The sequence below is a fragment of the uncultured Gordonia sp. genome (assembly GCF_937858515.1).
Classification (GTDB): Bacteria; Actinomycetota; Actinomycetes; order Mycobacteriales; family Mycobacteriaceae; genus Gordonia.
The window spans coordinates 26,483-50,432 of sequence record NZ_CALLZT010000055.1 but is presented as its reverse complement, the minus strand read 5'-3'; the positions used below and the strand labels follow the sequence as shown (position 1 = coordinate 50,432).

Genomic DNA, 23,950 nt, shown 5'->3' with positions numbered 1-23,950 from the left:
CTTTTGTCTTCTCAAACGCCGGAACTCCCACCACTACTCGCGGATCTAGGTCAGAGTAGCGAAGTTTCAGCAGTGAATCATCGATTGGTGTATCGTTGTATGTGTCTATCCGCCACGAGAATCGTAGTCCTTCGGGGGTAGTCCGGGATAGCTCCGCACTTCTTCGGATTAACTGCTGGACGTCGATTACTCGGTTGCGTTTTCCTGGTTTGCCAGTTCGTAGACCGGATTCGAGTTCTTTGAAACTTATCGGTGTCATCGATCGATGTCGACGCTCAGTCGTGTACTGCGTTTGCATATCGGCAACCGCTACCTTGCCACGCCCCGAGCTCGGAGAGCGATTGGTGAATGTTAAGAGATATAAGGTTATCTGAGTGTTTGGTGCGAGGGCGGCTGGGAGCCGGGTCACAGATTCAAGTAGCCCCGCTTCCACGATTCGTTCCCGGATGGCGGCACCGTCGACGCTGCTAAGTGCCGCTGGAGCAACGAGAGCGGCTACACGGCCACCTCCCTGTTCCGCGGGTCGCAACTTTTCAAGTGCAAGGGAGATGAATAGCCAGGTTCCGTCCGAGACTCGCGGTAGCCCGAAGTGGAACGCACCAGACTCACGCCGAGTTTCTATTGCATCCGCTGAAGTCTCCCAACTCAGGCCAAACGGTGCATCCACGATGACAAGGTCCGCCTCGAAATCGGGGAACGTGTCGTGTGCCAGAGTGTCGCCGAGGTTCACCTTGGCGTCCGATACCTCTGCGAAACGGCGCTGACATGCCGACACCGCTTGTTCGTTGATGTCCTGGCCGCGGTACTTCACTTGGACTCCCACAGATTGAAGGGCGTCAGCGATCAGGAAGCCCGCGTAGCCGATACCTGCGGCAGGATCCCAGATATCAACCGAGGTTCGGTCGGGATCCAAGCGACTGAGACAGCCGATGGTGAGCAACCGAGCAAGCGAATCACTGGTAGTGGATTCGCGACCGGCGATCTCATAGTCCAGGTCAGAATAGGAGACCTCCGTCGTGTCATTGAGAATCGTCCGTAGCGCAGGATGTGGGCCCCTATCCTTCACGACTGCTGTGCCTCCTCATGTGTGACGACCTGGTAGAACCACTTGGCGATGTCGGAGATCAGGTGAGTACGTCCGGGTGCGTCGCTGAAGAAGTAGTTGCTCATCTTTTCGTGGGCGCCGTGGTTGTCGGCGACGGCGCCGGTGACGGCGAATTCGAAGTCGGGGGATTCGGTGAACTGTTTGGGGGTGTTGACCTTGGCCTGCTGGACGAGGTCGCGGTCGGCGAGCAGGGTTTGCAGCAGGGATTCGATGAACGAGGTCTTCTGGGAGGTGGAGAAGTCTTCGGAGCCGAACAGTTCGTTGAGGCGGTCGAGGACTTGCTGGAAGGCGACCATGGTGGGGTCGCGTTTCTCTCCGGATCCTGCGGCGGTGATCCCGGTCAGGCCGACCTTGGTGCCGAGGCTGATGTCGGTCTTGCCCTTGTCCTTGTGGGCGACTTCTTTGAGGATGATGTCGGACAGGTCGATCTCGGCGGTGTAGTTGTCGGGTCTGATGACGCGTTCGAGGTAGCGCAGGTAGATCTGCTTCTTCTCGAGGTCGGGGTCGCCGTAGTCGATGATCTGGGACATGAAGTCGTAGAGCCGCACAAAGGATCCGACGTCATGACGGAACATGTCGAGTTCGGCGAGTTCGGGTTTGTCGCCTTCGCCGCCGTTGGCGGTGAGGGCGGCGGTGTAGCGGTCGGCGAATCGCTTCTTGCCGTGGTCGACGGCCGCGGAGAGAGCGTTGTGTTTGCCCTGCACGTATGCCTGTGCGCACCGGTCGATTTCGTCGGGGGTGTAGATGGCGGCGGTGTCGAGTTTGGTGGACAGGTCGTGTACGAGGTTGGGGTCGGTTTCGGTTTCCAGGAATGCGTCGGTGAAGTACGGTTCGAACGCCTCACGGATGCCGGCGGGGTCGTTGACGAAGTCGACGACCTGCGTCATTGCTGCAGTTTTTGTTGTGCCCGAAGGGGTTCGGTAGGTGCGGTTGAGTCGGGACAGTGTTTGTACCGCGGTGACGCCGGAGAGTTTGCGGTCGACGTACATGGCGCACAGCAGGGGCTGGTCGAAGCCGGTCTGGAACTTGTTGGCCACGATCATCACTGTGAACTGCTCGCCGGTGAACGCGGTCCGCAGGTCACTGATACCCGGGTTCATGCTCGCCTCGGTCAACGAGTCGGGACCGGACTAGGGGTCGATGACGCTGCCGGAGAACGCGACCAGGGTGCGGTAGCCGTAGCCCTTCTTGGTGATGTGGTCGTCGATCGCGAGTTTGTAGCGGACGGCGGCCTTGCGGGAGTCAGCCACCACCATCGCTTTGGCGTGTCCGTCGAGCAGGTGGGCGACGTTCTCGCGGAAGTGTTCGACGATGATCGCCGACTTCTGGGAGATGGTTTGCGGGTTGATCTTGACCCACTTCATCACCGCCTTCGTGGCTTCGGCCTGGTCGACCTCGTGCTCTTCGTCGGCCACCTTCTGACCGATCTGGAAGGCCAGTGTGAAGCTGTGATAGCCGGTGAGGACATCGAGGATGTAGCCCTCTTCGATCGCCTGCTTCATCGTGTACACGTGAAACGGTGCCGGCGGCTCGTCTGGGCTGGGCCGGCGCCCGAACAGTTCGAGGGTCTTGCCTTTCGGTGTGGCAGTGAACGCGAAGTAGGAGATGTTCGACGAGTCGGCGCGGTCGGTAGCCTCGGCGGCCAGGATCGCCTCGACGTCGATCTCCCCGCCGTCCTCGATGTCTTGCAGTTCCTCGGCGGTTAGGACCGCTTTGAGTTTGCCGGCGATCTGTCCGGACTGGGAGGAGTGCGCCTCGTCAGCGATCACCGCGAACTTCTTACCCTTGAGACCCTTGTGCTGCCGGATCGCGGCCATCGCGAAGGGGAAGGTCTGGATGGTGACGACAATGATCAACTTGCCATCGGTCAACGCCTTCGCCAGCAGCGACGACTTGGAACCCCCGGCCTTGGTGGCCTCGGTCTGGTCGATCGCCACAACGATGCCCTGATCGTTGTCGATCTGTTTGATCGCATCCTGCAACTGCGCGTCGAGGACGTTGCGGTCGGTGACGACGATGACCGAGTCGAACACCTTGGTGTTGTCCACCTGTAGCCGCGCCATCCGGTGCGCGGTCCACGCAATCGAATCGGTTTTTCCCGACCCGGCCGAATGCTGAATCAGGTACCGCCGCCCGACACCTTCGGCGGTGACAGCTGCGGTGAGTTCGGTGACCGCTTCCCACTGGTGAAACCGCGGGAACCGCAGCGTCGCCGTCTTGGTCGTCTTGCCGCTGATCGGGTCGGTACTCGACTCGTGCTTGATGTACATGAGCCGGCCCAGAATGTTGAGCCACGCATCACGCTGCAACACCCGTTCCCACAGATACGAGGATCGGGAACCGTTCGGGTTCAATAGGTTTCCTGCGCCGCCGTCCTCGGTGCCCCGGTTGAACGGGAGGAAGTGGGTCTTCTCACCGACGAGGTGGGTGGTCATCCACACTTCATCGTTGGAGACGGCGAAATGCACCAGCGCGCGGGCACCGGATAGGAACAGAGGTTGCACCAGCCCGGTCTTCGGATCTTTGGGCAGGCGGGTGGCGCGGTACTGAGTGATCGCGTCCGCAACCGACTGGGTGAAGTCGGTTTTGAGTTCGGCTGTGGCCACAGGCAGTCCGTTGACGAAGAACACCAGATCCACCGACCGGTTGTCGGCGGTGGAAAAGTGCACCTGCCGCATCACTCGCAGCCGCACCGCCGCATGATCGGTGTTGCGTTTGGCGTTCAGTGTCGACTCGGGCCGGAATACGCACATCGCGAACTTGCCCGACAGATGTGAGAACCCGTTGCGCAGCACGTTCAGGGTGCCGCCGCCGTTGGCCAACGGCAGATCAAGCACCTTCACGAGCCGGTCCAGCAGCTGGAGTTCCTGCTTGGCGACGTCCTTGGACCCCGGTTTGATGACCTTGTCCACCTGTTCGGGCTGGGTATCGCGCAGCCAGCCGAGCACGTCGGCAGGGAACAGGGCGCGTTCCTTGTCGTAGCCGGTGTCGTTCATCGAATACAGCCAGCCGTGCGCCGCGAGGTACTCGGCGAACTCCCGCTCGAACTCGATCTCGTTATGCTGCGCCACGGGAGTGACGCTAGTGCACGGGGCTAGGGTCGGTGCCAGTCGCCGGTAACACCGACACTGAGGCCGTCCACGTCCACGTCATTGACCGCTCCCCACGTGCTAGTATTGTCGTGCAGGCCGCAGTGATGCCGCCCGCATGGCCCTCAGCCCCGCCCCGTGCGGGGCTGTTGTGCATCACGGCCATCCGCCTGGACTATGTAGTTTTCCGGAGTCCTGCAACTTCGACCACAGCCTGTCCATCACTCGCTGCGCACGATGATCTGTCTCGCGGACCGTCTGGTATCGGCGGTAGGTGAACGCCAACATGTCCGCTGCCTGCAGCATCCGTGAGTGATGGCTCGGTGCGAAATGAACAGTGTCGAGGAGCGAAGGAAGGGTGGTGTGCCGGTGGACGCCGGGAGTTCCATCGGTTTGATAGACCGCGAATCGTTCGCGGTGGCGTTCGCGATCACCCCGTTCGTCAGCGATTACGAGCGCGTACGTCCCCTGCCTTGACGCGACATTCTCTACACGTTGCAGAATGTGCTGGAAGCAGACCTGCTCTGGTGGGAACCGGTCCGGGTAGCCACGCCGATCCTGTCGATCCCGCAGACGCTGCTCGCTGACGTGCCGCAGCAGCAGAGTGACATCGGCCCCCACGATAGCGTCGATGACCTTCTCGTGCAGGTTCGCCCGGGCACGTTGACCAACACCCTCCCACGCCTCTTTGCCATGAAACATAGGGTGAGCATGGAACTCGGTGGTCGCGGGTATTCCATAATCCTTGCTCGCCTGGATCATCAGTGCGTTGAGCTGGTCGGTGAGCTGCTTCGTTGCATTCTCATCCGCCAGGATCGCCCCGAAACAACGGAAGTCGCCGTGATCGGACTCATCGACGAATGCCAACAGCATCAGGACGCCTCCCGGACGTCGATCTGGCCGGTTACCGCGGCGGTGATGAGTGCCGATCGACGTTCGCGGGCAAGCTCGATGAACTTCTCCGACTCGGCGATCAGAGCGTCGATCTTCGATGTGCGGTCATCGAGATATATGACGGTATTGGCCTGCTCATCGAGTGGTGGCAGAGCTACTGCGAAATCTGCGAGCACTGGGCGACGAAGCGACTCCATTGTGACTGTATTGCTGCCAGCGAGAGCGACAGGACGTAGAAAAGTCGACAAATAATAGTAGAAGTAACGGCCGAGCACGCCACGGAAATCACTGAATACATACACGCGCTGATGGGCCTCAAACTTCCCGTTGAAGTAGTGGAACACTTTTCCGGTTCCGCCCTGACCATCTCCCGGCGTCATCACAGCCTCACCGTCGAATGAGTAGTTGCCGATCCTGAGAATTTCCCGCCCGCGGACGTAGAATGGATAGTCTCCGTCCTCGGTCGCGTTGCCGGAGTCCTCACCGCCCGTGCCAATGCGGCAAAGATGTCGGGTCGGCACGAGCTTCCAGTGTGCGGGAATGTGCCCGAGTTGTGCATCGCCGGACAGACGTAGCTTTGTGCCCGCAGAGGTGCCCCGAAGGAGAGTGCGGGCGACTAAGGATGCACGACGTTCAGTCAGCAGGTCGATGAGCCGCTTTTGTTCCTCGATGAGCGTGTCGATCCGGGCCGTCTCCCGGTCCAGGAAGTCGGCGATAGCGCGCTGTTCGTCGAGGGGAGGTAACAGGACGGGCATCACGCGGTAGAGGTCGTTGTCGATCTCGGCCTGACCGATACGGACTCCCCTGGACAGTAGTGCGTATCCGTTCGCGTACACGGGACTTCGGAAGAGCCAGTTCAAGAACCGTGGGTCTTCTTTATGTCGCGGCGAGAAGCAGATGTAGTGACCAGAAACGATACCGCGTAGGGTTGATATCCCGACTGAGCCCTGCCACGCCTTCATGCGGTTGGTCACGAGCCATCCGGGGTGAACGAGTTGATAGATGTTGCGGTTCTCGGCGGTCTTGTTGAGGTTGTTCCGTGAGTCCTTGGTGACTACTCCGTAGTCCCGAAATACCGATAGCATCTGCTCGTCAGGATGGCCGACGTCCTTGATCCGATCGAACATTGACCACAGTGGCTTTGTCTTCCAGTAAGCGGGGACCGGGCCGAGCCAGTCGACACCTGAATCTACGAGGGTGTGCATCAGCTTCCCTCGACCTCCCGCAGCAGGCCCATGATCTTGGCTACCTGCTTGTCCAGGTCGGCGTCGATTTCGGTGAGGGGTCTGGGTGGGGTGTATTTGTAGAAGTGACGGGTGAAGGGGATTTCGTAGCCGATTTTGGTCTTCTTGTCGTCGACCCAGGCGTCGGGAACGTGGGGCAGGACCTCGGAGTCGAAGTACTTCTTGATGGTGGCGTCCCGGCCGAGGTCGCCGTCGGTGTTGCCGGCGTAGGTGAAGGGGATGTTCTCGGTGTCGCGCTTCTTGGCGTCGGGTTTGGGGTTGCCCTTGCGGTCTGTCGACACTTTGCCGGTGTCGGTGAGCAGTGGGCGTTCGACGGTGATGGTCCAGTAGCCGAAATCATTGGCGGTGAACACCTTCGAGAACTCGGGGTCGGCGTCGTCGAAGGCGTCGTAGAGGGCGAGGATACGGTCGCGGGCGGTCTCGTCGAGTTCGCGGTTCTTTGAGCCCAGGCTCTTGCGCATCCTCGTCCAGAACGACGTGGCGTCGATCAACTGGATCTTGCCCTGCCGCTCAGGGCGTTTGGTGTTGTCGAGCAGCCAGATGTAGGTGGCGATACCGGTGTTGAAGAACATATTGGTCGGCAACGCGACGATCGCCTCCACCAGATCCGATTCGAGCAGCCACCGCCGGATCTGCGACGGACCGGATTCGGCGGCACCATTGAACAGCGGTGAACCGTTGAGGACGATCCCGGCGCGGCCACCACCCTCATGTGTGGGCCGCATCTTGGACGCCAGGTGGCTCAGAAACAACATCTGACCGTCGCCGATCGCTGGCAGGCCGTGCGAGAAGCGTGAGTTCTGGCGAAGTGCTTCGGTTTTCACCGATTCCTGTGACACCTTCCAATCAACACCGTACGGCGGGTTCGACATACAGAAGTCGAAGGTGCGGTCGAAGAACAGATCGTCGGCGAGGGTGTCGCCGAGACGGATGTTGCCGACATCCTGACCCTTGGCGATCATGTCGGATTTGCAGATGGCGTACGACTGGTCGTTGAGTTCCTGCCCGTACAACCGCAACCGGGCATCGGGGTTACGTTCGAGCAGGCGTTCTTCGGCGACCGACAACATGCCGCCGGTACCGGCGGTCGGGTCGTAGATGGTGCGGATGGTGCCCGGTTCTAGCAGGGCGTCGTTGTCCTCGGCAAACAGCAGATCCACCATCAACCGGATCGCATCGCGTGGGGTGTAGTGCTCGCCGGCCTCCTCGTTGGAGGCCTCGGCGAACTTGTAGATCAGATACTCGAACAGATCACCCATCTCGGCGTTCGGTACCGCATCCGGATGCAGGTCGACCTCGGCGAACTGCGAGGCCACCAGGTACAGTCGCTTCTTCTCATCCAGGGTGGCCAGCTCGTTCTCGAACTTGAACCGCTCGAACACGTCGATGTTCGCCGAGAACCCGGTGATGTAGTCGATCAGGTTGGCCCGCAACCCCTCCGGATCGTCGAGCAGGAGGGAGAAGTCGAACGGGCTGGTGTTGTAGAACGCCAGCCCGGTCTTGCGTCTGACCTGCACGTCCAACGCCCCACCGGAATACTTCTGGGCCAGTTGGCGGACCTCGTCGCGGGCGGGTTCAAGGATGCAGTCCAGGCGCCGCAAGATCGTGAACGGCAAGATCACCCCGCCGTACTGGTGCGGCTTGTACACCCCGCGGAGCTGGTCGGCGATACCCCACACGAAGTTGCCCAGCTTGCTCACAGATCTCCCGCCGTCGTTGTTACCGCCGCCGTATAGGCCACCGGATCTGAGGGTATCGGGTGTGGTCTCTGTGGCTCTAGTGGCTTCAACTCGCCCTGGCACAGAGGGCCGTGGTACTGGCAGCGCGATTCTTGGTGACGGCGATACCCGATGTGTTTGTCTGGTCGGATGTGTCCAGCGGTTCGCACCCAGCGCCTGCCGACGGTAGTCGTGGCGCTTCTCATCATTGTGCTCAGTGTGTTTTCCGCCGGTCTGAGCGCAGCGGCTCCCGGCGGCCGGAGTGCCGCCCCCGGACCGCCGATCGGCGTCGGGCCGGTCGGGACCTCGCTGATACACGGCGACCTGGCGTCGACCGACTCGACTCCGCTGCGTGGGCCCGGGCGGACCGCGCGGGTCGCGGCGTCGTCGATTCCTGGCGGGGCTTGTGCGGCGACCTTCGTCGGGTCCGACGGCCTGGTTGTCTCGTTGTGCACCAAGTTCATCGGTCTCCGGCCACCTCAGTTCGCGGTCGCGACCGTCGTGCTGTTCGATCCGGTGACGGCTGCTCCGCTGGCAAGCAAGCAGCTGACGAAGGGTGGCCTGCTGGGCGGTGTGTACGGCTACCTCGACGACCGGGACCGGGTCGTCGTCGCCGATGGATCCAATTCGATTCTGCGCGTGGCCCATCGACGAACACCTCGGGGATGGCAGCTGTTCATCGATGATCGGGTCGATCTCGGCAGGCATATTCCGGCCGGCGACGCGGTGACCGGTCTCGCACCGGACTGGCAGGGTCGGGTCTGGTTCGCCACCACCAACGGCGTGATCGGAACGGTCGATGCGAAGCGGCGGGTGGCGTCGATGCGGCTGCCGCGGGGCGAGAAGCTCGGCAACGGGCTGTCGGTGCGGCCGTCGGGCGCTTCGGTGCTGTCGACCCATGCGCTCTATGAGATGCGGGCCGGCAAGAACGGCGTCCCGTACCCGGTGTGGCGGCGTGCCTATGACCGTGGGCCCGCCCGCAAACCCGGTCAGCTCACCTGGGGTTCGGGAACGACGCCCACCTATTTCGGTCCCGGCGGCGACGGCTGGGTGGCCATCGCCGACAATGCCATCCGGCCGAACCTCCTCGTCTATGAGAGCGACACCGGCATCACCGTGTGCTCGATGAAGGCATTCGGAACCTCCGGGCAGGGTACGGAGAACTCAATCCTCGCGTGGGGGAACTCGCTGGTCGTACCCAGTACCTACGGCTACCAGTACCCGCCGATGGCCGTCGACGGCCCGAGCTCGCCAGCGAATGCGGCGTTCACCGGCGGGTCGACGCGCATCGATGTGACCGCGGAGGGCTGCCGTCGGGTCTGGGAGAACGACGACCGGATCGCCACGCTCCCACGGCTGTCCCGGGCCGACGGACTGATCCACGCTTTCGGGTATGGGCCGGTGCGGCCCGGTATCCAGCAGCTCGGTCCGGTCTACTACCTCGCCACCGACTTCGAGACCGGACGGCGGGTGGCGACGCTGAAGGTGGGCGACGCCCCCTTCGATGAGCCGCTGGAGCTGACCGGCACCATCGGGCCGGGCAACTCGATGTGGCAGGCAAGCCTTGGGCGGATGATCAAGATCAGCGGGTGAGTCTTCGTTGCCGCAGGGATAGAGCAGATGGACGGCAATGTCGTACCGGCGTGCTGTAGTTCCCACTATGAACAATCAGAATCCTGAGGTTACCCGAGAAGGCATAACTGAACGTCTCGTGTGCAAAGCGGACGACCCGGCGACGGTCGAGGAGATCGTGCATGCCGGGTTCAATGCGGATAGTCACTCCGGTGGTTTGGCTTTCGTGAGTGATAGGCGTTTGTCCATTTTCGCCTACGGCGGTTCTCTTGACTATTCGGTTGATCCCGGCAACCGGGATGACCGGGTAGCCGCGATCGAAGGTTTCTGGCGCAGACAGCAGTACAAGAATCGGCCGTTGGCATTGGCGGATGTCAGCGACTATCACCGTGCCGCGATCGCCGCCCTCGAAGCCGATGCTGCTGGCATCGACGAACTTCCCGCGCAAGACCGGTACGGTGTCACTGACATTGCGCTGGGCAACTACGTCTACGTCCTCCTGCGGAGGCGTGCGGCGGAGCCGACCGCGGATTCGGCGCTACGAGCGCTCGCCGCAGACGATTCGCTCTTGAATCTCGGCGAGAATGATCGGCCACCCTACCCGTGTCATCCATGCCCGGTCTGTGGACGCCTAGCGATCGGTCGTGTCTGGCAATACCTTTCGGTGTGCGAAGACTGCTACGACAAGTCGATTTGTGAGAATGGCCGACCCGTGGCCGGGTACAACGAGAGCTGGCTCGGAACCGGCTTCAAGGCTGTGCATCTGGATGACCGGAGCACTTGTGAGCAAACGACTCGTGAGGGGAGGGTCTGGATCGACGGTATCGAATGTGCCATTGGGGAAGCAAAGTTCGGTGGAGTCTACATCGGTGTCGAAGACACTCCCGCCTCGTCACCGTATGGAGAGTGATCCGAACACAGTAGCCCCGATGTCGTGTCGCCCCGGTGGGGAGTTCAGCGCGGTAGGTAGCTGCCGGCGATGTGCTCGGGGGCCGACAGTGAGCGCGTGAGGATGAGTTCGGCGACCTGGTCGGGCTACAAGCCCATTTCGATGGTGCGGTCGAAGCGGGAGGTGCGGATTGCGTAACGTGCAGTTTGTACACGTAGGCAATCGCTATGCCCGCGACTCGATCTCCTTGGCGACGGCCAGCATCGATGACGGATACTCGGTGCCGAGCTGGTCTGCTTGTCGGCGGATTTGGGATGCGTAGTTCCGCTTCTGTTTCGGTGTTAGTCCGTGATGCCGATCCTTGGCCTTCTTGTATTCCCGATACAACCTTGCCATCGTTTTGCGGCGCTCGTCGCACAGGAAGGATGCGTTCAGCCGCAGAATATCGTTGATGACCTTCTCCGATCCGGCCGGCATTCCCGGGACGGGACGGATACGACCGTCGCGCTCCACGTCGACCAGCTGGACGAGGTGAGTGAGTTTCGGATTGTGGAACACCGCACAGATATCGGATTCGGCCTTGCTTGTGTCACAGGTTGTTTCGGTCTTCCCGTCGGGACGATGTGGAACAGTACCGGGACAGGCGAGGAGCAAGTTGGTCCATGCGGTCTTGGATGCAGAATGACTTCCGGCTGCTGACTCGGTGCAGCATGCGGATCGTGTCCATTGACGTGTGCTCTTACCTGCCCATGCGGCATCGGCGCGTGGATGGAAATGCTCGATCTTCGCGACCGGAACGTACTGGTGCTTCGCCAAAGGGATCGTGCGCTCGCAGTACACGCAGATCCCGGACTGGTCTGTGTGGAGGGCGTCGCGAATGGGGCCGGTGATCGCCGCACCCCAACTGTCGTGCCGGATACTGTTCCGGTTCGCGTCAGTGAGTGCGGTGGGTTCGCCGCCGGTCGCGATCCGCCTCATTCGTCGTCCAGATCATAGAAGGCCATCGTCGCGTCGGCATCGGCGAGTAGCGACACCATTGACGCGCCACCAAGCCTCTCATCGAGGATCTGCCGCATACGCCGGGCATCGTCGGAGAGTCCGCCGCCCTGGGCGACGAGGTCGGCGTAGCGGTACAGAGTTTGGGAGATCTCGATGTTGTCGGGCATCGGTGGTGTTCCCATGACCTTCTGGAGGACAACGTCGCTTTGCAGGCCTTCCGAATAGTTCACGCCGGTCACTCCCTCAGCGCCGAGTACTCGAATGTGCTTGGCCGGGACGGTCGACAGAACCTGGGGGCTGTGCGTTGTCGTGATGAACTGAACATGCGGAAAGGCCCTGCGCATTGAGGGCACAATTTGCTGTTGCCATGTCGGGTGCAGATGTAGATCGATCTCGTCGATCAACACGATCCCCGGAACGCTCTTGAGCAGGTCGTCGCCACCGAGGGCGGGGTTGGCGCGTGCCATACGACTTGCGACATCGATGGTCAGTCCTGTCGCAATCTTCAACCCGCTGGAGAGGAATCTCAGCGGAAGCTCACCGTGATCATCGTGAATCATCGTGAGCTCTTCGACGTTCTGGCGCCAGTATGGACCCCGCCATCCTAGGTGGCCAAATACCCGATCACAGGCTGCACGAATCGCCGCCAGCTGCCGAGCCTCGGGTGTATCGGTGGCACCTCGCTCGGTCGCGGCGAAGTCGTCCAGGGTCAAACCCTGTATGTACGACGATAGGCGCGTGAGATCCGATTTACTGTCGAGGGCAGCCGAATATGCATCCCGCCGAGATCGTCCGAGAGTGCCTTGGGCACGACGGACGCCAACGAGGCGGTCGACTCCATACGATGCGACAACGGGTAGCACAGTCGTTGGTGGCTCCGCGTTCGCGGCGTCCCATATATTGCCTACATGGGCGTCGATGAGGTGCTTGTCACCCCACCCGGTGCGTCCTTTGAGGCTCGTTTTCTGCCGCCACCAGTGGTAGTCCTCGCCGGCGAGAACCGCATGGATTTGCCCACCGATCGGCATGATCGCTTCCATTGACGGAACCGACTGCCCACTCGTGCCCTGAGGGCGCAAGCGGATATCTGATATGTCGAATCCGCGCCGACTGTCGCCAAGCGCGGAGAGGGCTGTTGACAGCATGACAGCGAGCCCGTCGAGGACTGCGGTCTTGCCCGCGCCGTTCTCGCCGATGAGAACGGTCAATTCGGAGTCGAAATCAATCGACAGTTCATCGAAGCACCTGAAGTTCGTCAACTCGAGTCGTCTGACGAACCAGCGCGGCGGTGTGGACATACTGACCACCGTAGAGTACGCCAGGTGCGAATACCGCGACCATGATCGGCGATCCATATCGCGCTCCTGGTCAACTCAGCATGCGCGCAAGCCTGTCCTATCACCGAGTTTCTTGCCACTCACGGAATCCATTGAGTACGAACGAAACCCGTGAGCAGGTAGAGGGGTGATCATCGCCGGGCCGCGGCCCTGAGTCTGGTGTCGGTGGAGAGGATCGCGTAGACGAGGGTGGATGTCCATTCGTCGTTGAACCACCACTCGTCGCGCAGCAAAGCCTCACGTGTCATCCCGACTCGCCGGGCGAGGTGCTCGGAGGCCTCGTTGCGGGCGTCCATCTGGGCTGTCACCCGGTGGATTCCGTAGTGGCCGAACGCGAGGTCGAGGACCGCGTTGACGGCTTCGGTCGCAAAGCCGCGCCGTCCGTATGCGGGATCGATGGTCCAGCTGATCTCGGCGACACGTGGCTGTCTGCTCCCTGACCAGAGCTGTATCTGGCCGATGTTGGTGCCGGCGTGTTCGATGACGACCGTCAGGCCGGTGCATCCGTCACCGATCCCGGTCTTCACCATCTGCTCGCTCACGTTGCGGGCGGCGTCGGTCTCCGACCAGGGTTCACCGAACGAGTACCGGATGACGTCGGGATGATTGGTAAGCCGCAGGCAATCGGCGGTGTCTTCGTGCTCGAAGAGACGCAGGCGAAGACGTTGGGTGTCCTTGGGCAACAGGGTGATCGGTGCGACCTCACGCACATACTGCGTCGCCGCGCCGCCGTCGTCGGGCTCCGAGAGCACGAAACCGGTGTCGTGGAGGATGGACCGAGCCGTCTCGTTTTCAGCGTCGGCCTGAGCCGTCAGGCGGCGCACTTCGCTACGTCGTGCGAGTTCGACGGTGAGCGCGAGTGCTGCCTGAGCGAATCCACGACCGCGATGCTCGGTATCGATCCAAAGATGTACCTGCGCAGCATCGTTCATCGTCTCGCACAGCGTGACGCTGCCGACACGAGCATCGGTTGGTGGCAGCGCGATCGCCAGCATCAAAGGATGCCCGCATTCGTGGCCGGCGGGTCTACCGTCTATCCCGATGGCCGCGTCATCGCCCGGCCGTGAGGCTTCGACGTCGATGGGTTCGGCGACAAGCAATTGAACCATGTCACCCTGAACCGGGAGAAGCTCGCCGCGGAGGATACTCACCCGATCACTGTAGGTCTCGCGAAGTGTGGTCGGGGCCAGATGATGCGGGAGTCGGTGAGTTCTGGTGGCTACCGTTCAGCACGGCGTTGGTGCTGTCTCTACCCGATCTGGGCGAGGGCGGTGTCGATTTCATAGCGGTCGCGTTCGTTGCACTGCACCCAGCGGCGTTCGACGGCATCAAGGTCGGCCAGGTAGGCGTAACGGGTCCGGACGGTGGCGATCCACTCGTCGATGCGGACGGGTTTGGTGAGGTATCCGATGTCCTCGGGGTGGAAGTCGGCCGATGTGCGGTCGGCGAGGACGTCGTCGGGATCGATCGGTTTGGTGCCGCGGCCGTCGACGACGATGTCACGGTAGACCTTGAGCACCCAGAGTCGTCGGACGAGCGGCTGGTTCATGGCACCGGCGGTGGCGTACCACTGGAGGTCGTACAGATCACGAGCGAGGGAGACCCTGCGGTAGCGGGCGAGCTTCTCGGCGACGGACTCTTCGACACGGATCACGGGCGTAGCCGGCACGGTGAAGTCGTATCTGTCATGAATGGGGAGGTGGACAGGTTCCAGGATTTCCGGGGTCAGGCTGAGCGGATGTCGTGCGAGTTCGATCTTCGCACCGAGGCGTGGACTGCCGAACGGTGTGTCGATCCGCAGGTCGCCGCGTCGACCGTCGTCGCCCAGATTCTCGATCGCGAAGGTGAAGTCGTTCAGGTTCACTTCATCGAGGGCATCCAGCGCGGCAAGTGGGAGATCATCGCCGGGTGCGGCGAAGTCGAGGTCGGTGGAGAACCGTCCGGCGTTGCCAGCCCGGAACTTGCGCAGTGCCGTGCCGCCCTTGAACACGAGACCGTCATCGAAGAGTCCGGCTTGGTGGAGCAGGCACAGCGCGTGGTCTTGGGCGATGTCCAACAGTGCGGCATCGCGTCCGCCTTTGGCGCCCTGGTAGTGGCGGACCAGGTGGCCTTCGGTGATGCGGTTCATGCCCCTCCGCCGACACTCAGATAGGGGTGAAGGAGGGTGTCGCTGACCTTGGTCACGGGGTCGTAGTGGCCGCCTTGCCGGCGTGGCCCGAGCCACGCGGTGTCCGTCGGCGGATAGATGTCGATGATCTGTTGGGCACCTGCACGGTTTCCGGATGCATTCAGCAGGTAGGAGGTGCGCTGCCTGGCCGCGGAACTCGCCGGCGCCAGAAGTTCGACGATTTTGGGGAGGTCAACCTGGTAGGGGGCCACCGACAACCATTGCCCCAAACCGGCGATGTCCTTGTAACCGGATGGCCGGATTCCGATGCCGACAATGAGGCACTCCCGATCCCAGGATGGCAACCCATCGATCTGCGTGAGGCACTCGGGCGGCATGACGATGCGAACACAACGCCACTGGCCACTCATCGCCTTCGGGAAGACCACATCGTCGCCGAGCGCGACGACTTCCCGCTCGGGGATCCGTTGCGCGAGACCGAGCAGTGCGGCTGAGGACTCCATCGCCAAAGTGCCCGGCCAATCGGGGCGTAGGGCCTGCTGGGCGCGGAACTCCAGGAATCGGTCACCCGACGAGTACGCACCCGCCCGGGCTGCGGGAAGGAACTCCCAGGCGTTTCGTGAGCGTAGGGTTCCGAGCCATCCGCCACGCTGCAGGTCGTACGCGAGTTTACGTGGATCGCCTTCCATGCCGACGTCGTGCATCACCGCAGCAAGCCGGTCGACGGTCACTATGACGTCGCCGTCCAACTCGAACTGCTCGACGACGTCGGCGTTGGGTCGGGTGATCACTCGCGCCACTGTCATCAATCTCCTTTCTTAGAGACAGAATAACGAACTAGATGTATAGATGACAGTGACTAAAGGCTATGTGCTTGCCGGCAGCCTGAGCATTGACGACATCACAGGTAGGCGCCGGTGGGGAGTTCGGCGCGGTAGCTGCCGGCGGAGATGACGCCGATGAGGTCGGCGGTGCCGATCCGGACACCGTCGTCGACGGTGAGGATGGCACGGCGGACGGCTTCGCAGATGTCGGCGCCGCTGCGTTCGGGCGGGAACGCCCGGACCACCTGGTGGACGTCGACACTGTGGTCGAGGGCCGACAGTGAGCGCGTGAGGATGCGTTCGGCGGCCTGGTCGGACGGCAGGCCCATTTCGATGATGCTGTCGAAGCGGGAGGCGCGGATCGCGGCGGCGTCCATGGCCTTGGGGTCGTTGGTGGTCGCCACGCTCAGGACGTCATTGTGGCGGCGGGCGCCGTCGAGTGCGCTGAGGAACGCACCCAGGCCGTCGTCGGTGTGGCCGCCGCGCCGGCCCGTGTAGAGATCGACGTCGTCGAGCACCACCACCGACGGGGACAGTTCGGCCGCATGCGCGTAAAGCGAGGAGAGGCATCGGGACCCGACGTCGGGATCGACGAGCATCACGGTGAATCCCTGAGCGACGAGTTCGTGGGCGATGACGCGCGCCACCGCAGTTTTGCCGACGCCGGGCGGTCCGGCGAGCATCAGGCCGCGGCTGGTGCTGAACCCGGCGGCCAGCAGGATGTCGCGGCGGTCGGTGACCGAGCGGATCGACAGGTCGATCTCGTGCCACACACGCGAATCGACGATCACGTCGCCACGGCCGGCCGGCTGCGGGTCGACGATGTCGAACACCACCGATCCCGACGAACTGATCGCCGAAAGCATCTTGCCGCGCAAGGGGTTCCGCAGACGGATCCGATCACGGATCAGTGCGGCTGTCTCCGTTGCCAATTCGCGGGAGCCGGGGCCGGCGAGAATGGTGAGACCGTCGTCGGATCCCAGGTAGCCCCTGTCCTCCGCCGAGATCTGCACGGCGACAGGATCATTGCCCACCAGCAGGCCGTCGGGAAAGAATGCGGTCAGGCAACTGGGCACGGAGATGTCGTCGGATCCGAGTCGGTGACTGGTCCACGACGGCGCCGAATCGTAGCTGCCGGGTCCGACGATCACCTCGTGCTCGGCCATCAGATCGGCCATCACCAGACCACCGGCAACGAACGTCGCCGAAGACAGTTCGATCCGCTGACCGACCAAAGAGCTACGGCGAGCACCCAAATGGGTGAGGAGGAAGCTGTCCGTCGACTCCTCGTCGGCGGCGCTGACCGCACCGCCGAGAAGCCGGGCGATCAACTCGATGGACCGGCGAACGGGGAACTGCTCTCCGCTGATATCGATGTCGGTCATAGGCTTGTGAAGGTTCTCCGATCAAAGTTGGTTCGGTGTGGCAAGGCTACGACCGTAACAACCGATATCGTGATCGGCGAGTGATTTATCCACAGGCCGGACTGTTGTCGGAGGGTGCCTGATGATCGACGGCGGTGATGGCCGCTTCGACACCGTCAATGATCCGCACCCTGGCCGATGAGCGCAGCGCCTCGGCCAGGGGAGTCATGGATGCGCAGCCGAGGCAGACGGCGTCGGCGCCGTCGGACACGCAGTCGTCGATGACTTGTTCCAGGCGTGAGGCGGTGTCCTCCAGTGCTGCCGCGATATCGAGGACCGAGATGCCCAGGGGCCGTACGCTCACCAGCATGTCGGCCCAGCCATAGTGTGCGGCAAGCTGTTCCATGATCGGCACCGCCGACGGCAGGGCGCACACGATTGAGAATCGTTGCCCCCGTTCCACCGCGCTCCGCATGGCCTCGTAGGCGATGCCGTGAACCTGCCAGCCGGTGGCGTGCCGCAGCTCGGATACCCCCGGATCGCCGAAGCAGGCCACCACGGCCGCGGCGACGTCGAATCGGTCGCGCCATTCGAGAACGGAGGCCAGAAGTCCTTGCACCGCAAGGATTTCATCGTCGACGGTCTCGATGGCCGGGGGATTGGACGCCACCTTCACGGTCACATAGCGCGTTCCGTTTCCGCGATGCCTACCCGCGACGTCGTCGATGATCCGGGTGACCTCATCCGAGGAGTTCGGATTGATCAGTAGGACAACGGGTTCGGTCATAGCCGAGTGATGTCTCCGGCGGGGAAGGGGCCGGTGCTGCGGCGCACGAACCGGCCGCGACCGGGGGCGCTGCGCACGTCCCCGCCGCCGTAGACGAGGTCACCGCGGCTGTACACCATCGCCGGCGCGCCGTGACAGGTCCAGCTCTCGAACGGTGTGTAGTCCACGGCCATATGGTGATTCGCCGCGGATATCTCCAGCGTCGACGACGGATCGAACACGACGAGGTCGGCGTCGTATCCGGGTGCCACCCGGCCCTTGCGGTCGAGACCGAACATCTTGGCCGGCGCCGTCGACGTGAGGTTCACCAGCTCCGCCATCGTCATCCGGCCGGTGCGCACGCCGTGTTCATGCAGCAGCGGCAGCCGGTGCTCGATCGTCGGCAGGCCATTGGGTATTTTCGAGAAGTCTTCCCGCCCAAGCTCTTTCTGACCACAGAAGTTGAACGGGCAGTGGTCGGTGGTGACGATCTGCAGATCGTGCTGGCGCAACGCGGACCACAGCACATCCTGGTCATGCTCGTGCCGCAGCGGCGGCGAGCATACATACTTGGCGCCGTCGAAACCGGGGCGGTGCAACTCCTCCTCGGTCAGCGTCAGGTAGTGAACACAGGTCTCACCGAAGACGGGCAGCCCGTTCATGCGGGCTTCCTGGATCTCCCGCACCGCCGATGCCGCGGACACATGCACCACGAACACTGGCCGCTTCGCCCACGTCGCCAGATGAATCGCCCGCCCGGTGGCCTCCTGCTCGGTGGATTCGGGCCGGGTGGTGGCGTGCATACCCGGAGCCGTTTGGCCGCGGGACAGCGCGTCGCTGACGTTGAGGTCGATCGCGTCGCCGTTCTCGGCGTGCACCTGCACCAGGCCACCGGTTTCGCCCGTACGCCTCAGCACTCGCAGAAGCTGCTGGTCGTCGGCCATGAACGACCCCTTGAACGCCATGAACACCTTGAACGAGGTGACACCCTCGTCGACCATGTCCGCCATCTCCTTGATGGCCGACGCGGAGGCGTCGGTGACGGCCATGTGGAAGCCGTAGTCGATGTGCGCCTTGTCGCGGGCGTTCGCCTTCCACGTCTCCAGACCGGTCAGCAACGACCCGTCGGTCTGCATCGCGAAGTCGATGACCGTCGTGGTGCCGCCGACCGCGGCCGCGATGGTCCCGGAGGCGAAGTCGTCGGCGGTGACGGTACCCATCGTCGGCATCTCGAGGTGGGTGTGGCTGTCGACGAGTCCGGGCAGGATCTGGCAGCCGGTGACGTCCACGACCTGACCGTCGGCGTCGATGTCGGTGCCGAGCGCGACGATGGTGTCGTCCTCGATCACCACATCGGCGCGGGACTGTCCGTCGGCGGTGACCACCACACCACCTCTGAGAATCGTTCTGGTGCTCATGACAGACTCTCCTTGTCGACGGTACCCCGCTCGACTTCGTCCAACTCGACGCCGACGGTGCCGCTGGGCTCGAATGCCGCGCCGACGGAACTCTTTCGGGCCAGTGGGACGACGGCGAGGTAGCCGAAGAAGCCGAGCACCACACCCAGTACCGCAGCATACTCGTATGCCCAGTGGATTGCGGAGATCCATTGTCCGAGAATGCAGAACAACGACATGACGATCAGCACCGACAGGCTCCACCAGTTGTATCCGCGGTAGCCCTCGTACTGGGTTCCCCGGCGGTACAGTGCCTCGACGTCGAGCCTGCCTCTACGCACGAGATAGAAGTCGGCGATGAGGATTCCGGTGGCGGGGGCGATCACCGCGCCCACGTTGTTCAGCACCGAGAACAGGGTGTCCGGTGATTCCATCAGCCTCCACGGCATGTAGACGAAGCCCAGGATGATGCTGATCAGCGCCGCGCGTTTGAACGTGAGCCATCTGGGGAACAGGTTGGTGAAATCGAATGCCGGTGAAATGATGTTGGCGGCCAGGTTCACCGACATGGTGGCGACGGCGATCGAGATGGCGCCGATGACGGATACGATCGGGTTGTCAATGGCCACAAGGACATCGGCCGGGTTCCAGATGATCTCGCCGGTCGCGGCCTGGGTTCCGGACACGACGATGGCGGCCATGCCGTAGAACACGACGGTCGCGATGGGCAGGCCGTAGAACAGGCCGGTCATCTGCGCCTTGTTGGACTTGGCGTAGCGGGTGATGTCGGGCATGTTCAATACCATCGTCGCCCAGCTGGCGGAGATGAACAGGGCGATACCGGGCAGCAGTCCGCTGCTGATGAAGCTGCCGGTGGACGAGTAGTGCGATTCCTGATCGAAGATCGGCCCGAGTCCGTCCATCTGCATCAGCGCCCAGATCACCAGGGGCACCATCACGACGAAGATCAAGGGACCGGCCCAGCCCTCGAATCGGCGGATGGTTTCCATGCCGTGCCGGATGAGCAGCAGGTTCAGCGCCCAGTAGATGATCATCGACACCCATAGATTCGCCGCGACACCGCCGACTTCGGTGTTCCAGTCGCGCCAGCCGGAGAAACTGGTCTCCAGCAGGACGTTGATCGCGGTGGAGCCGAGGTAGGACTGCACTCCGAACCAGCCGATGGCGACGATCCCGCGCAGGGCGGCCGGAATGTTGGCGCCGAGCACACCGAAGGTGGAGCGTGCCCACACGGCGAACGGGACTCCGTAGCGTGCGCCCACTCGGCCGGTGAATCCCATCAGCGTCATTTGGACCAGGTTGGCCAGGAGCACGACGAGTAGCGCCTGCAGGACCGTCATGCCGGTGTCCATCATGCCGCCGATGACGGCGAAGCCGAACGCGCTGTGCACCATGCCCATCCACAGGGCGGCGAAGTTCCAGGCGCCCCAGGTGCGTTTGCGCAGTGGCACCGGCAGTAGGTCGTCGTTGGTCAGTTGCGCGTCGCCGGAGATGGCGATGTCTGTGGTGGCTGTCATGGACTCGGGCGTCTTGGGTACGTTCTGCGGTTGCGTGAGATCTGCGGGCATGTCGTCCTCCTCGGCTGGGCTGAAGGCTATTCGGTTGCGGATTTGTGGATCGGCCCCGGCACCTTCAGGGGCGGTCGTGTGAACCACGCGACTCATCCGACCTTCGCAACTTGTAGGACAACTGTCAATAGCTGTCTTCCAAACTTCCCATAACGACACATGTGCGAAACAATTCGCACCTCTAAACCTCCATCTACCGGCGGGTATGTGGTAGACAGAGGGCAGTTGTCCTACAAGTAGGCAGGTGAGTTCATGGATGCTTCTCTGGCAATCCTCAACGCCGATGTCGTAACCGTCGACGGGGTGCGGCGCTCCGATGTCCTGGTGAACGACGGATTGATCACCGCGGTCGGCCCGGACCTCAGCGTTGGATCGGCCGCCCGGACCGTCGATGCCGCAGGCCGGTTGCTGTGTCCGGGCTTCATCGATCTTCACGCGCACTCGGCGCTGCGGCCGTTCGACGACCCACTGCTCGGAGCCAAGATCGGTCAGGGATTCACCACCGAACTGATCTGCCCCGACGGCCTCGGGCCCGCGCCGCTCACCGACGCGACGGTCGACACGAGGAGGCGCTACCTGCGGGGTTTGGAGCCGAGCACGGGCGCCGGCTGGGACTGGCGCTCGATGCAGTCCTACCTCGACGCCTTGCAGGTCACGCGGCCCTCGGCCAACATGATCAGCTGCGTCCCGCACAGCGCTGTCCGTGAGTCCGTGATGGGCAACGCCAACCGCCCGCCGGATCGGCGCGAGATGTCGGCCATGAAAGATCTTGTGGCCGAATCCCTGAGCGCCGGCGCGCGGGCGGTGTCGTTCGGCATGATCTACGCGCCGGGACTCTACGCCGACACGAACGAGATTCTCCAGATCGCGGACACCGCGGCCCAGTACGGTGTGCCGCTCGTTCCGCACGTGCGCAACGAGGCCGCCGGCGTCATCGACTCGATCTCGGAGTTCGTGCATGTCTGCGAGCGGACGGGGGCCCCCCTGCATGCCTCCCACGTCAACCTCGTCGGCGTACCGCCCCTGCTGTCCGATCTGCTGCACACGCTGTCGTCCGCTCAGGACCGGATCCGCCTCACCTGTGATCAGTATCCGTACGGGGCGGGCAGCACCCTGCTGTCGGCGCTGCTGCCCGGCTATGCCTTCGACGGCGGTCCCCAGGCCACCCTCGAGCGCGTCCGCGACCACGCCGAGCGCGAACGCATGGCACGCGACATGGAGGCCGGACTTCCCAACTGGGAGAACCTGTTCGGGGCATGCGGTCCGGAAAATATCGTCATTACCCAGGCCGGTGGTGACCGCTCGGACGCGGTGTCCAAGACGGTCGCCGAGGTTGCCGAGGCAACCGGGACCGACCCGGCGTTCGCGATCCTCGACCTGCTCGACCACACCGAGCTCGACGCCTGCATGATCGACCACTACTCGACCGAAAAGGTTGTCCGCGAGATCTTCTCGTCGTCGGGTGCGCTCGTCGGATCGGACGGTGTGTTCAATCCACACCCGCATCCCCGGCTGTACGGCACGGCACCCCGCGTGCTCGGACGATATGCCCTGCGCGAGAAGCTGATCACCGTGTCCGAGGCGATCCGTCGGCTCAGCACCGGCCCCGCCGGGGTACTCGGTCTCGACGACCGCGGCGAGATCGCCGTGGGCAAACGGGCCGATCTGGTGCTCATCGATCCGGCGCGCTATGTCGACACCGCCACCTACGACGAGCCCCATCAGGTGCCGCCCGGCGTCGAACTCGTCACCGTGAACGGAATAACCGTGTGGGACAATGGTAGCCATACCGGCGCCCGACCGGGTCTCGTCTCGGGTGCGCAGACGTTCGCGGGCCCCGCAGCGGAGCGGCGATGACCAGCGGTCCGCGTCCGGCAACCACTACCGACGTGGTGACGACAGCCCTCGAACTGGTCGGTGCGGCGAGCGTGTCGCCGGACGCCGGCCCGGCAGCCAAGATCCTGGCGGCCGTCCTCGAGTCCCACGGTTTCGCCGTCTCCGTCGATGACTGGGGAAACACGCTGGGCCACATCGATTTCGGACCGGGACCGACGGTCCTGTTCGACGCGCACATCGATACGGTCGAGGTCGGCGACCGCTCACGCTGGACCCACGACCCGGCAGGCGAACTGGTCGGCGACCGGATCGTCGGCCGCGGCATCGTCGACACCAAAGGCCCACTGGCTGCGGCGATCACCGCCGCACACCGGATGGTCGGACAGCCCGGTCTGGGTGGCAGGCTCGTCATCTCGGGATCGGTCGACGAGGAACTGGCCGAAGGGCCGTCGCTGGGCCGCATCCTCGACGACGTGAACCCTGACGTCGTGGTGATCGGGGAGCCGTCGGCGAACACGCTGCGCATCGGGCAACGCGGCCGTGCGGAGGTGGAAGTCGAGATCATCGGTGCGTCATCGCATTCGGCGTTCCCGGAGTCGGGTATCAACGCCGTCGAGGTGATGGCGGAGGTGATCATCGCGCTGCGGGATCTGCCTCTGCGGACCGATCCGCATGTCGGTACGGGCCTGCTCACGCTGGTCAGCATCCGATCCGAACCGTATCCGAGTCAATCGACGGTGCCGTCCCGATGCGTCGCGGTGTTCGATCGCCGCACCGTCGTCGGCGAATCCGATACAACGATCCTCGACGACATCGGTGCCGTCGTCGAATCCGTGGCGCACGAGTACGGGGCGGGATCGGTTACTCGGCTGGCGCGGGCGCGCTGGCAGACCTGGCGCGGCCGCAACGTCGACGTTCCCATATACGCGCCCGCCTGGTATGAGGAACCGCAGGAGTGGCCCGTCACCGACGTCATGGCGGCGTTGCGGCGCAACGATTTCGACGCGACAATCGGTACCTGGAAGTTCTGCACCCACGGTTCCGAGAGCGCGGGACGGCGATCCATCCCCACCGTCGGCTTCGGCCCCGGCGATCCCGGTCAGGCGCATACCCCGGACGAGTCGATGTCACTGGCCGAACTGCGGGCGGGCGTGGAGGGTTATCGTGCGATCTTCAGCGCGCTCCTCGTTGCGCGGTGA

At 63.1% G+C, this 23,950-nt stretch carries 17 protein-coding genes and 1 pseudogene; 4 read left to right on the top strand and 14 right to left on the bottom strand.

Features of this window, described 5'->3' with window-relative positions:
- The 5 genes and pseudogenes from Q0627_RS04410 to Q0627_RS04390 all read right to left on the bottom strand — a co-directional run.
- Positions 1-1,066 (bottom strand): class I SAM-dependent DNA methyltransferase (locus tag Q0627_RS04410; RefSeq protein ID WP_298807928.1); only part of this gene is annotated, 1,066 nt, incomplete at its 3' end.
- Positions 1,063-4,176, bottom strand: a pseudogene (locus Q0627_RS04405) (type I restriction endonuclease subunit R). The gene Q0627_RS04410 and the pseudogene Q0627_RS04405, both read right to left, overlap by 4 nt.
- A gap of 174 nt (positions 4,177-4,350) precedes the next feature.
- Positions 4,351-5,067, bottom strand: coding sequence for a DUF3800 domain-containing protein (locus tag Q0627_RS04400; protein WP_291020741.1), 717 nt, complete (start codon positions 5,065-5,067; stop codon positions 4,351-4,353).
- The gene (locus Q0627_RS04395) at positions 5,067-6,293 is read right to left on the bottom strand and encodes a restriction endonuclease subunit S (protein ID WP_291019358.1); all 1,227 of its coding nucleotides are present in this window, start codon (positions 6,291-6,293) and stop codon (positions 5,067-5,069) included. Before Q0627_RS04395 ends, Q0627_RS04400 begins: the two co-directional genes overlap by 1 nt.
- A complete protein-coding gene (locus Q0627_RS04390; RefSeq protein ID WP_291019356.1) occupies positions 6,293-8,032 on the bottom strand; it encodes a class I SAM-dependent DNA methyltransferase in 1,740 nt (579 codons plus the stop codon). The genes Q0627_RS04395 and Q0627_RS04390 overlap by 1 nt, the downstream gene beginning before the upstream one ends.
- A 168-nt stretch (positions 8,033-8,200) precedes the next feature.
- On the opposite strand from Q0627_RS04390, the gene Q0627_RS04385 reads away from it, so the two are divergent.
- Together Q0627_RS04385 and Q0627_RS04380 are read left to right on the top strand one after the other, a co-directional pair.
- On the top strand, positions 8,201-9,643 hold the full coding sequence (locus Q0627_RS04385; protein ID WP_291019354.1) for a hypothetical protein: 1,443 nt from the start codon (positions 8,201-8,203) through the stop codon (positions 9,641-9,643).
- Between the two features lie 67 nt (positions 9,644-9,710).
- Entirely contained in the window at positions 9,711-10,532 is an 822-nt protein-coding gene (locus Q0627_RS04380) for a hypothetical protein (RefSeq protein ID WP_291019350.1), read from the top strand.
- 204 nt (positions 10,533-10,736) lie between these two features.
- Here the strand turns inward: Q0627_RS04380 and Q0627_RS04375 are convergent, their stop codons facing one another.
- The 9 genes from Q0627_RS04375 to Q0627_RS04335 all read right to left on the bottom strand — a co-directional run bounded on the left by Q0627_RS04375 (position 10,737) and on the right by Q0627_RS04335 (position 20,915).
- Positions 10,737-11,489: a hypothetical protein gene (locus Q0627_RS04375; RefSeq protein WP_298807921.1), complete on the bottom strand. Its 753-nt coding sequence runs from the start codon at positions 11,487-11,489 to the stop codon at positions 10,737-10,739.
- Complete coding sequence (locus tag Q0627_RS04370; RefSeq protein WP_291019344.1) at positions 11,486-12,808, bottom strand: AAA family ATPase; 1,323 nt, start codon at positions 12,806-12,808, stop codon at positions 11,486-11,488. The genes Q0627_RS04375 and Q0627_RS04370 overlap by 4 nt, the downstream gene beginning before the upstream one ends.
- 170 nt (positions 12,809-12,978) lie before the next feature.
- A complete protein-coding gene (locus tag Q0627_RS04365; RefSeq protein ID WP_291019341.1) occupies positions 12,979-13,998 on the bottom strand; it encodes a GNAT family N-acetyltransferase in 1,020 nt (339 codons plus the stop codon).
- A gap of 98 nt (positions 13,999-14,096) precedes the next feature.
- Complete coding sequence (locus tag Q0627_RS04360) at positions 14,097-14,975, bottom strand: nucleotidyl transferase AbiEii/AbiGii toxin family protein (RefSeq protein WP_291019338.1); 879 nt, start codon at positions 14,973-14,975, stop codon at positions 14,097-14,099.
- Entirely contained in the window at positions 14,972-15,781 is an 810-nt protein-coding gene (locus Q0627_RS04355; RefSeq protein WP_291019335.1) for a hypothetical protein, read from the bottom strand. Before Q0627_RS04355 ends, Q0627_RS04360 begins: the two co-directional genes overlap by 4 nt.
- Before the next feature lie 95 nt (positions 15,782-15,876).
- On the bottom strand, positions 15,877-17,184 hold the full coding sequence (locus Q0627_RS04350) for an AAA family ATPase (RefSeq protein WP_291019332.1): 1,308 nt from the start codon (positions 17,182-17,184) through the stop codon (positions 15,877-15,879).
- An 85-nt stretch (positions 17,185-17,269) separates the two neighbouring features.
- Complete coding sequence (locus Q0627_RS04345; protein ID WP_291019329.1) at positions 17,270-17,950, bottom strand: aspartate/glutamate racemase family protein; 681 nt, start codon at positions 17,948-17,950, stop codon at positions 17,270-17,272.
- Positions 17,947-19,347, bottom strand: a complete 1,401-nt coding sequence (gene hydA, locus Q0627_RS04340; protein ID WP_291019327.1) for a dihydropyrimidinase — start codon at positions 19,345-19,347, stop codon at positions 17,947-17,949. The genes Q0627_RS04345 and hydA overlap by 4 nt, the downstream gene beginning before the upstream one ends.
- On the bottom strand, positions 19,344-20,915 hold the full coding sequence (locus Q0627_RS04335; protein WP_291019319.1) for an NCS1 family nucleobase:cation symporter-1: 1,572 nt from the start codon (positions 20,913-20,915) through the stop codon (positions 19,344-19,346). The genes hydA and Q0627_RS04335 overlap by 4 nt, the downstream gene beginning before the upstream one ends.
- 252 nt (positions 20,916-21,167) lie before the next feature.
- Between Q0627_RS04335 and Q0627_RS04330 the strand changes: the two genes are divergently transcribed.
- Positions 21,168-22,772: an amidohydrolase family protein gene (locus tag Q0627_RS04330; RefSeq protein WP_298807912.1), complete on the top strand. Its 1,605-nt coding sequence runs from the start codon at positions 21,168-21,170 to the stop codon at positions 22,770-22,772.
- Entirely contained in the window at positions 22,769-23,950 is a 1,182-nt protein-coding gene (locus Q0627_RS04325) for a M20/M25/M40 family metallo-hydrolase (RefSeq protein ID WP_291019311.1), read from the top strand. Before Q0627_RS04330 ends, Q0627_RS04325 begins: the two co-directional genes overlap by 4 nt.

What these genes read in the sequence shown, in the direction of transcription:
- Q0627_RS04395 (WP_291019358.1), bottom strand. Translation starts at nt 6,293, where the DNA reads ATGCACACCCTCGTAGATTCAGGTGTCGACTGGCTCGGCCCGGTCCCC.
- Q0627_RS04355 (WP_291019335.1), bottom strand. Translation starts at nt 15,781, where the DNA reads ATGACAGTGGCGCGAGTGATCACCCGACCCAACGCCGACGTCGTCGAG.
- Q0627_RS04375 (WP_298807921.1), bottom strand. Translation starts at nt 11,489, where the DNA reads ATGAGGCGGATCGCGACCGGCGGCGAACCCACCGCACTCACTGACGCG.
- Q0627_RS04350 (WP_291019332.1), bottom strand. Translation starts at nt 17,184, where the DNA reads ATGACCGACATCGATATCAGCGGAGAGCAGTTCCCCGTTCGCCGGTCC.
- Q0627_RS04370 (WP_291019344.1), bottom strand. Translation starts at nt 12,808, where the DNA reads ATGTCCACACCGCCGCGCTGGTTCGTCAGACGACTCGAGTTGACGAAC.
- hydA (WP_291019327.1), bottom strand. Translation starts at nt 19,347, where the DNA reads ATGAGCACCAGAACGATTCTCAGAGGTGGTGTGGTGGTCACCGCCGAC.
- Q0627_RS04400 (WP_291020741.1), bottom strand. Translation starts at nt 5,067, where the DNA reads ATGCTGTTGGCATTCGTCGATGAGTCCGATCACGGCGACTTCCGTTGT.
- Q0627_RS04345 (WP_291019329.1), bottom strand. Translation starts at nt 17,950, where the DNA reads ATGACCGAACCCGTTGTCCTACTGATCAATCCGAACTCCTCGGATGAG.
- Q0627_RS04325 (WP_291019311.1), top strand. Translation starts at nt 22,769, where the DNA reads ATGACCAGCGGTCCGCGTCCGGCAACCACTACCGACGTGGTGACGACA.
- Q0627_RS04380 (WP_291019350.1), top strand. Translation starts at nt 9,711, where the DNA reads ATGAACAATCAGAATCCTGAGGTTACCCGAGAAGGCATAACTGAACGT.
- Q0627_RS04335 (WP_291019319.1), bottom strand. Translation starts at nt 20,915, where the DNA reads ATGCCCGCAGATCTCACGCAACCGCAGAACGTACCCAAGACGCCCGAG.
- Q0627_RS04330 (WP_298807912.1), top strand. Translation starts at nt 21,168, where the DNA reads ATGGATGCTTCTCTGGCAATCCTCAACGCCGATGTCGTAACCGTCGAC.
- Q0627_RS04385 (WP_291019354.1), top strand. Translation starts at nt 8,201, where the DNA reads ATGTGTCCAGCGGTTCGCACCCAGCGCCTGCCGACGGTAGTCGTGGCG.
- Q0627_RS04360 (WP_291019338.1), bottom strand. Translation starts at nt 14,975, where the DNA reads ATGAACCGCATCACCGAAGGCCACCTGGTCCGCCACTACCAGGGCGCC.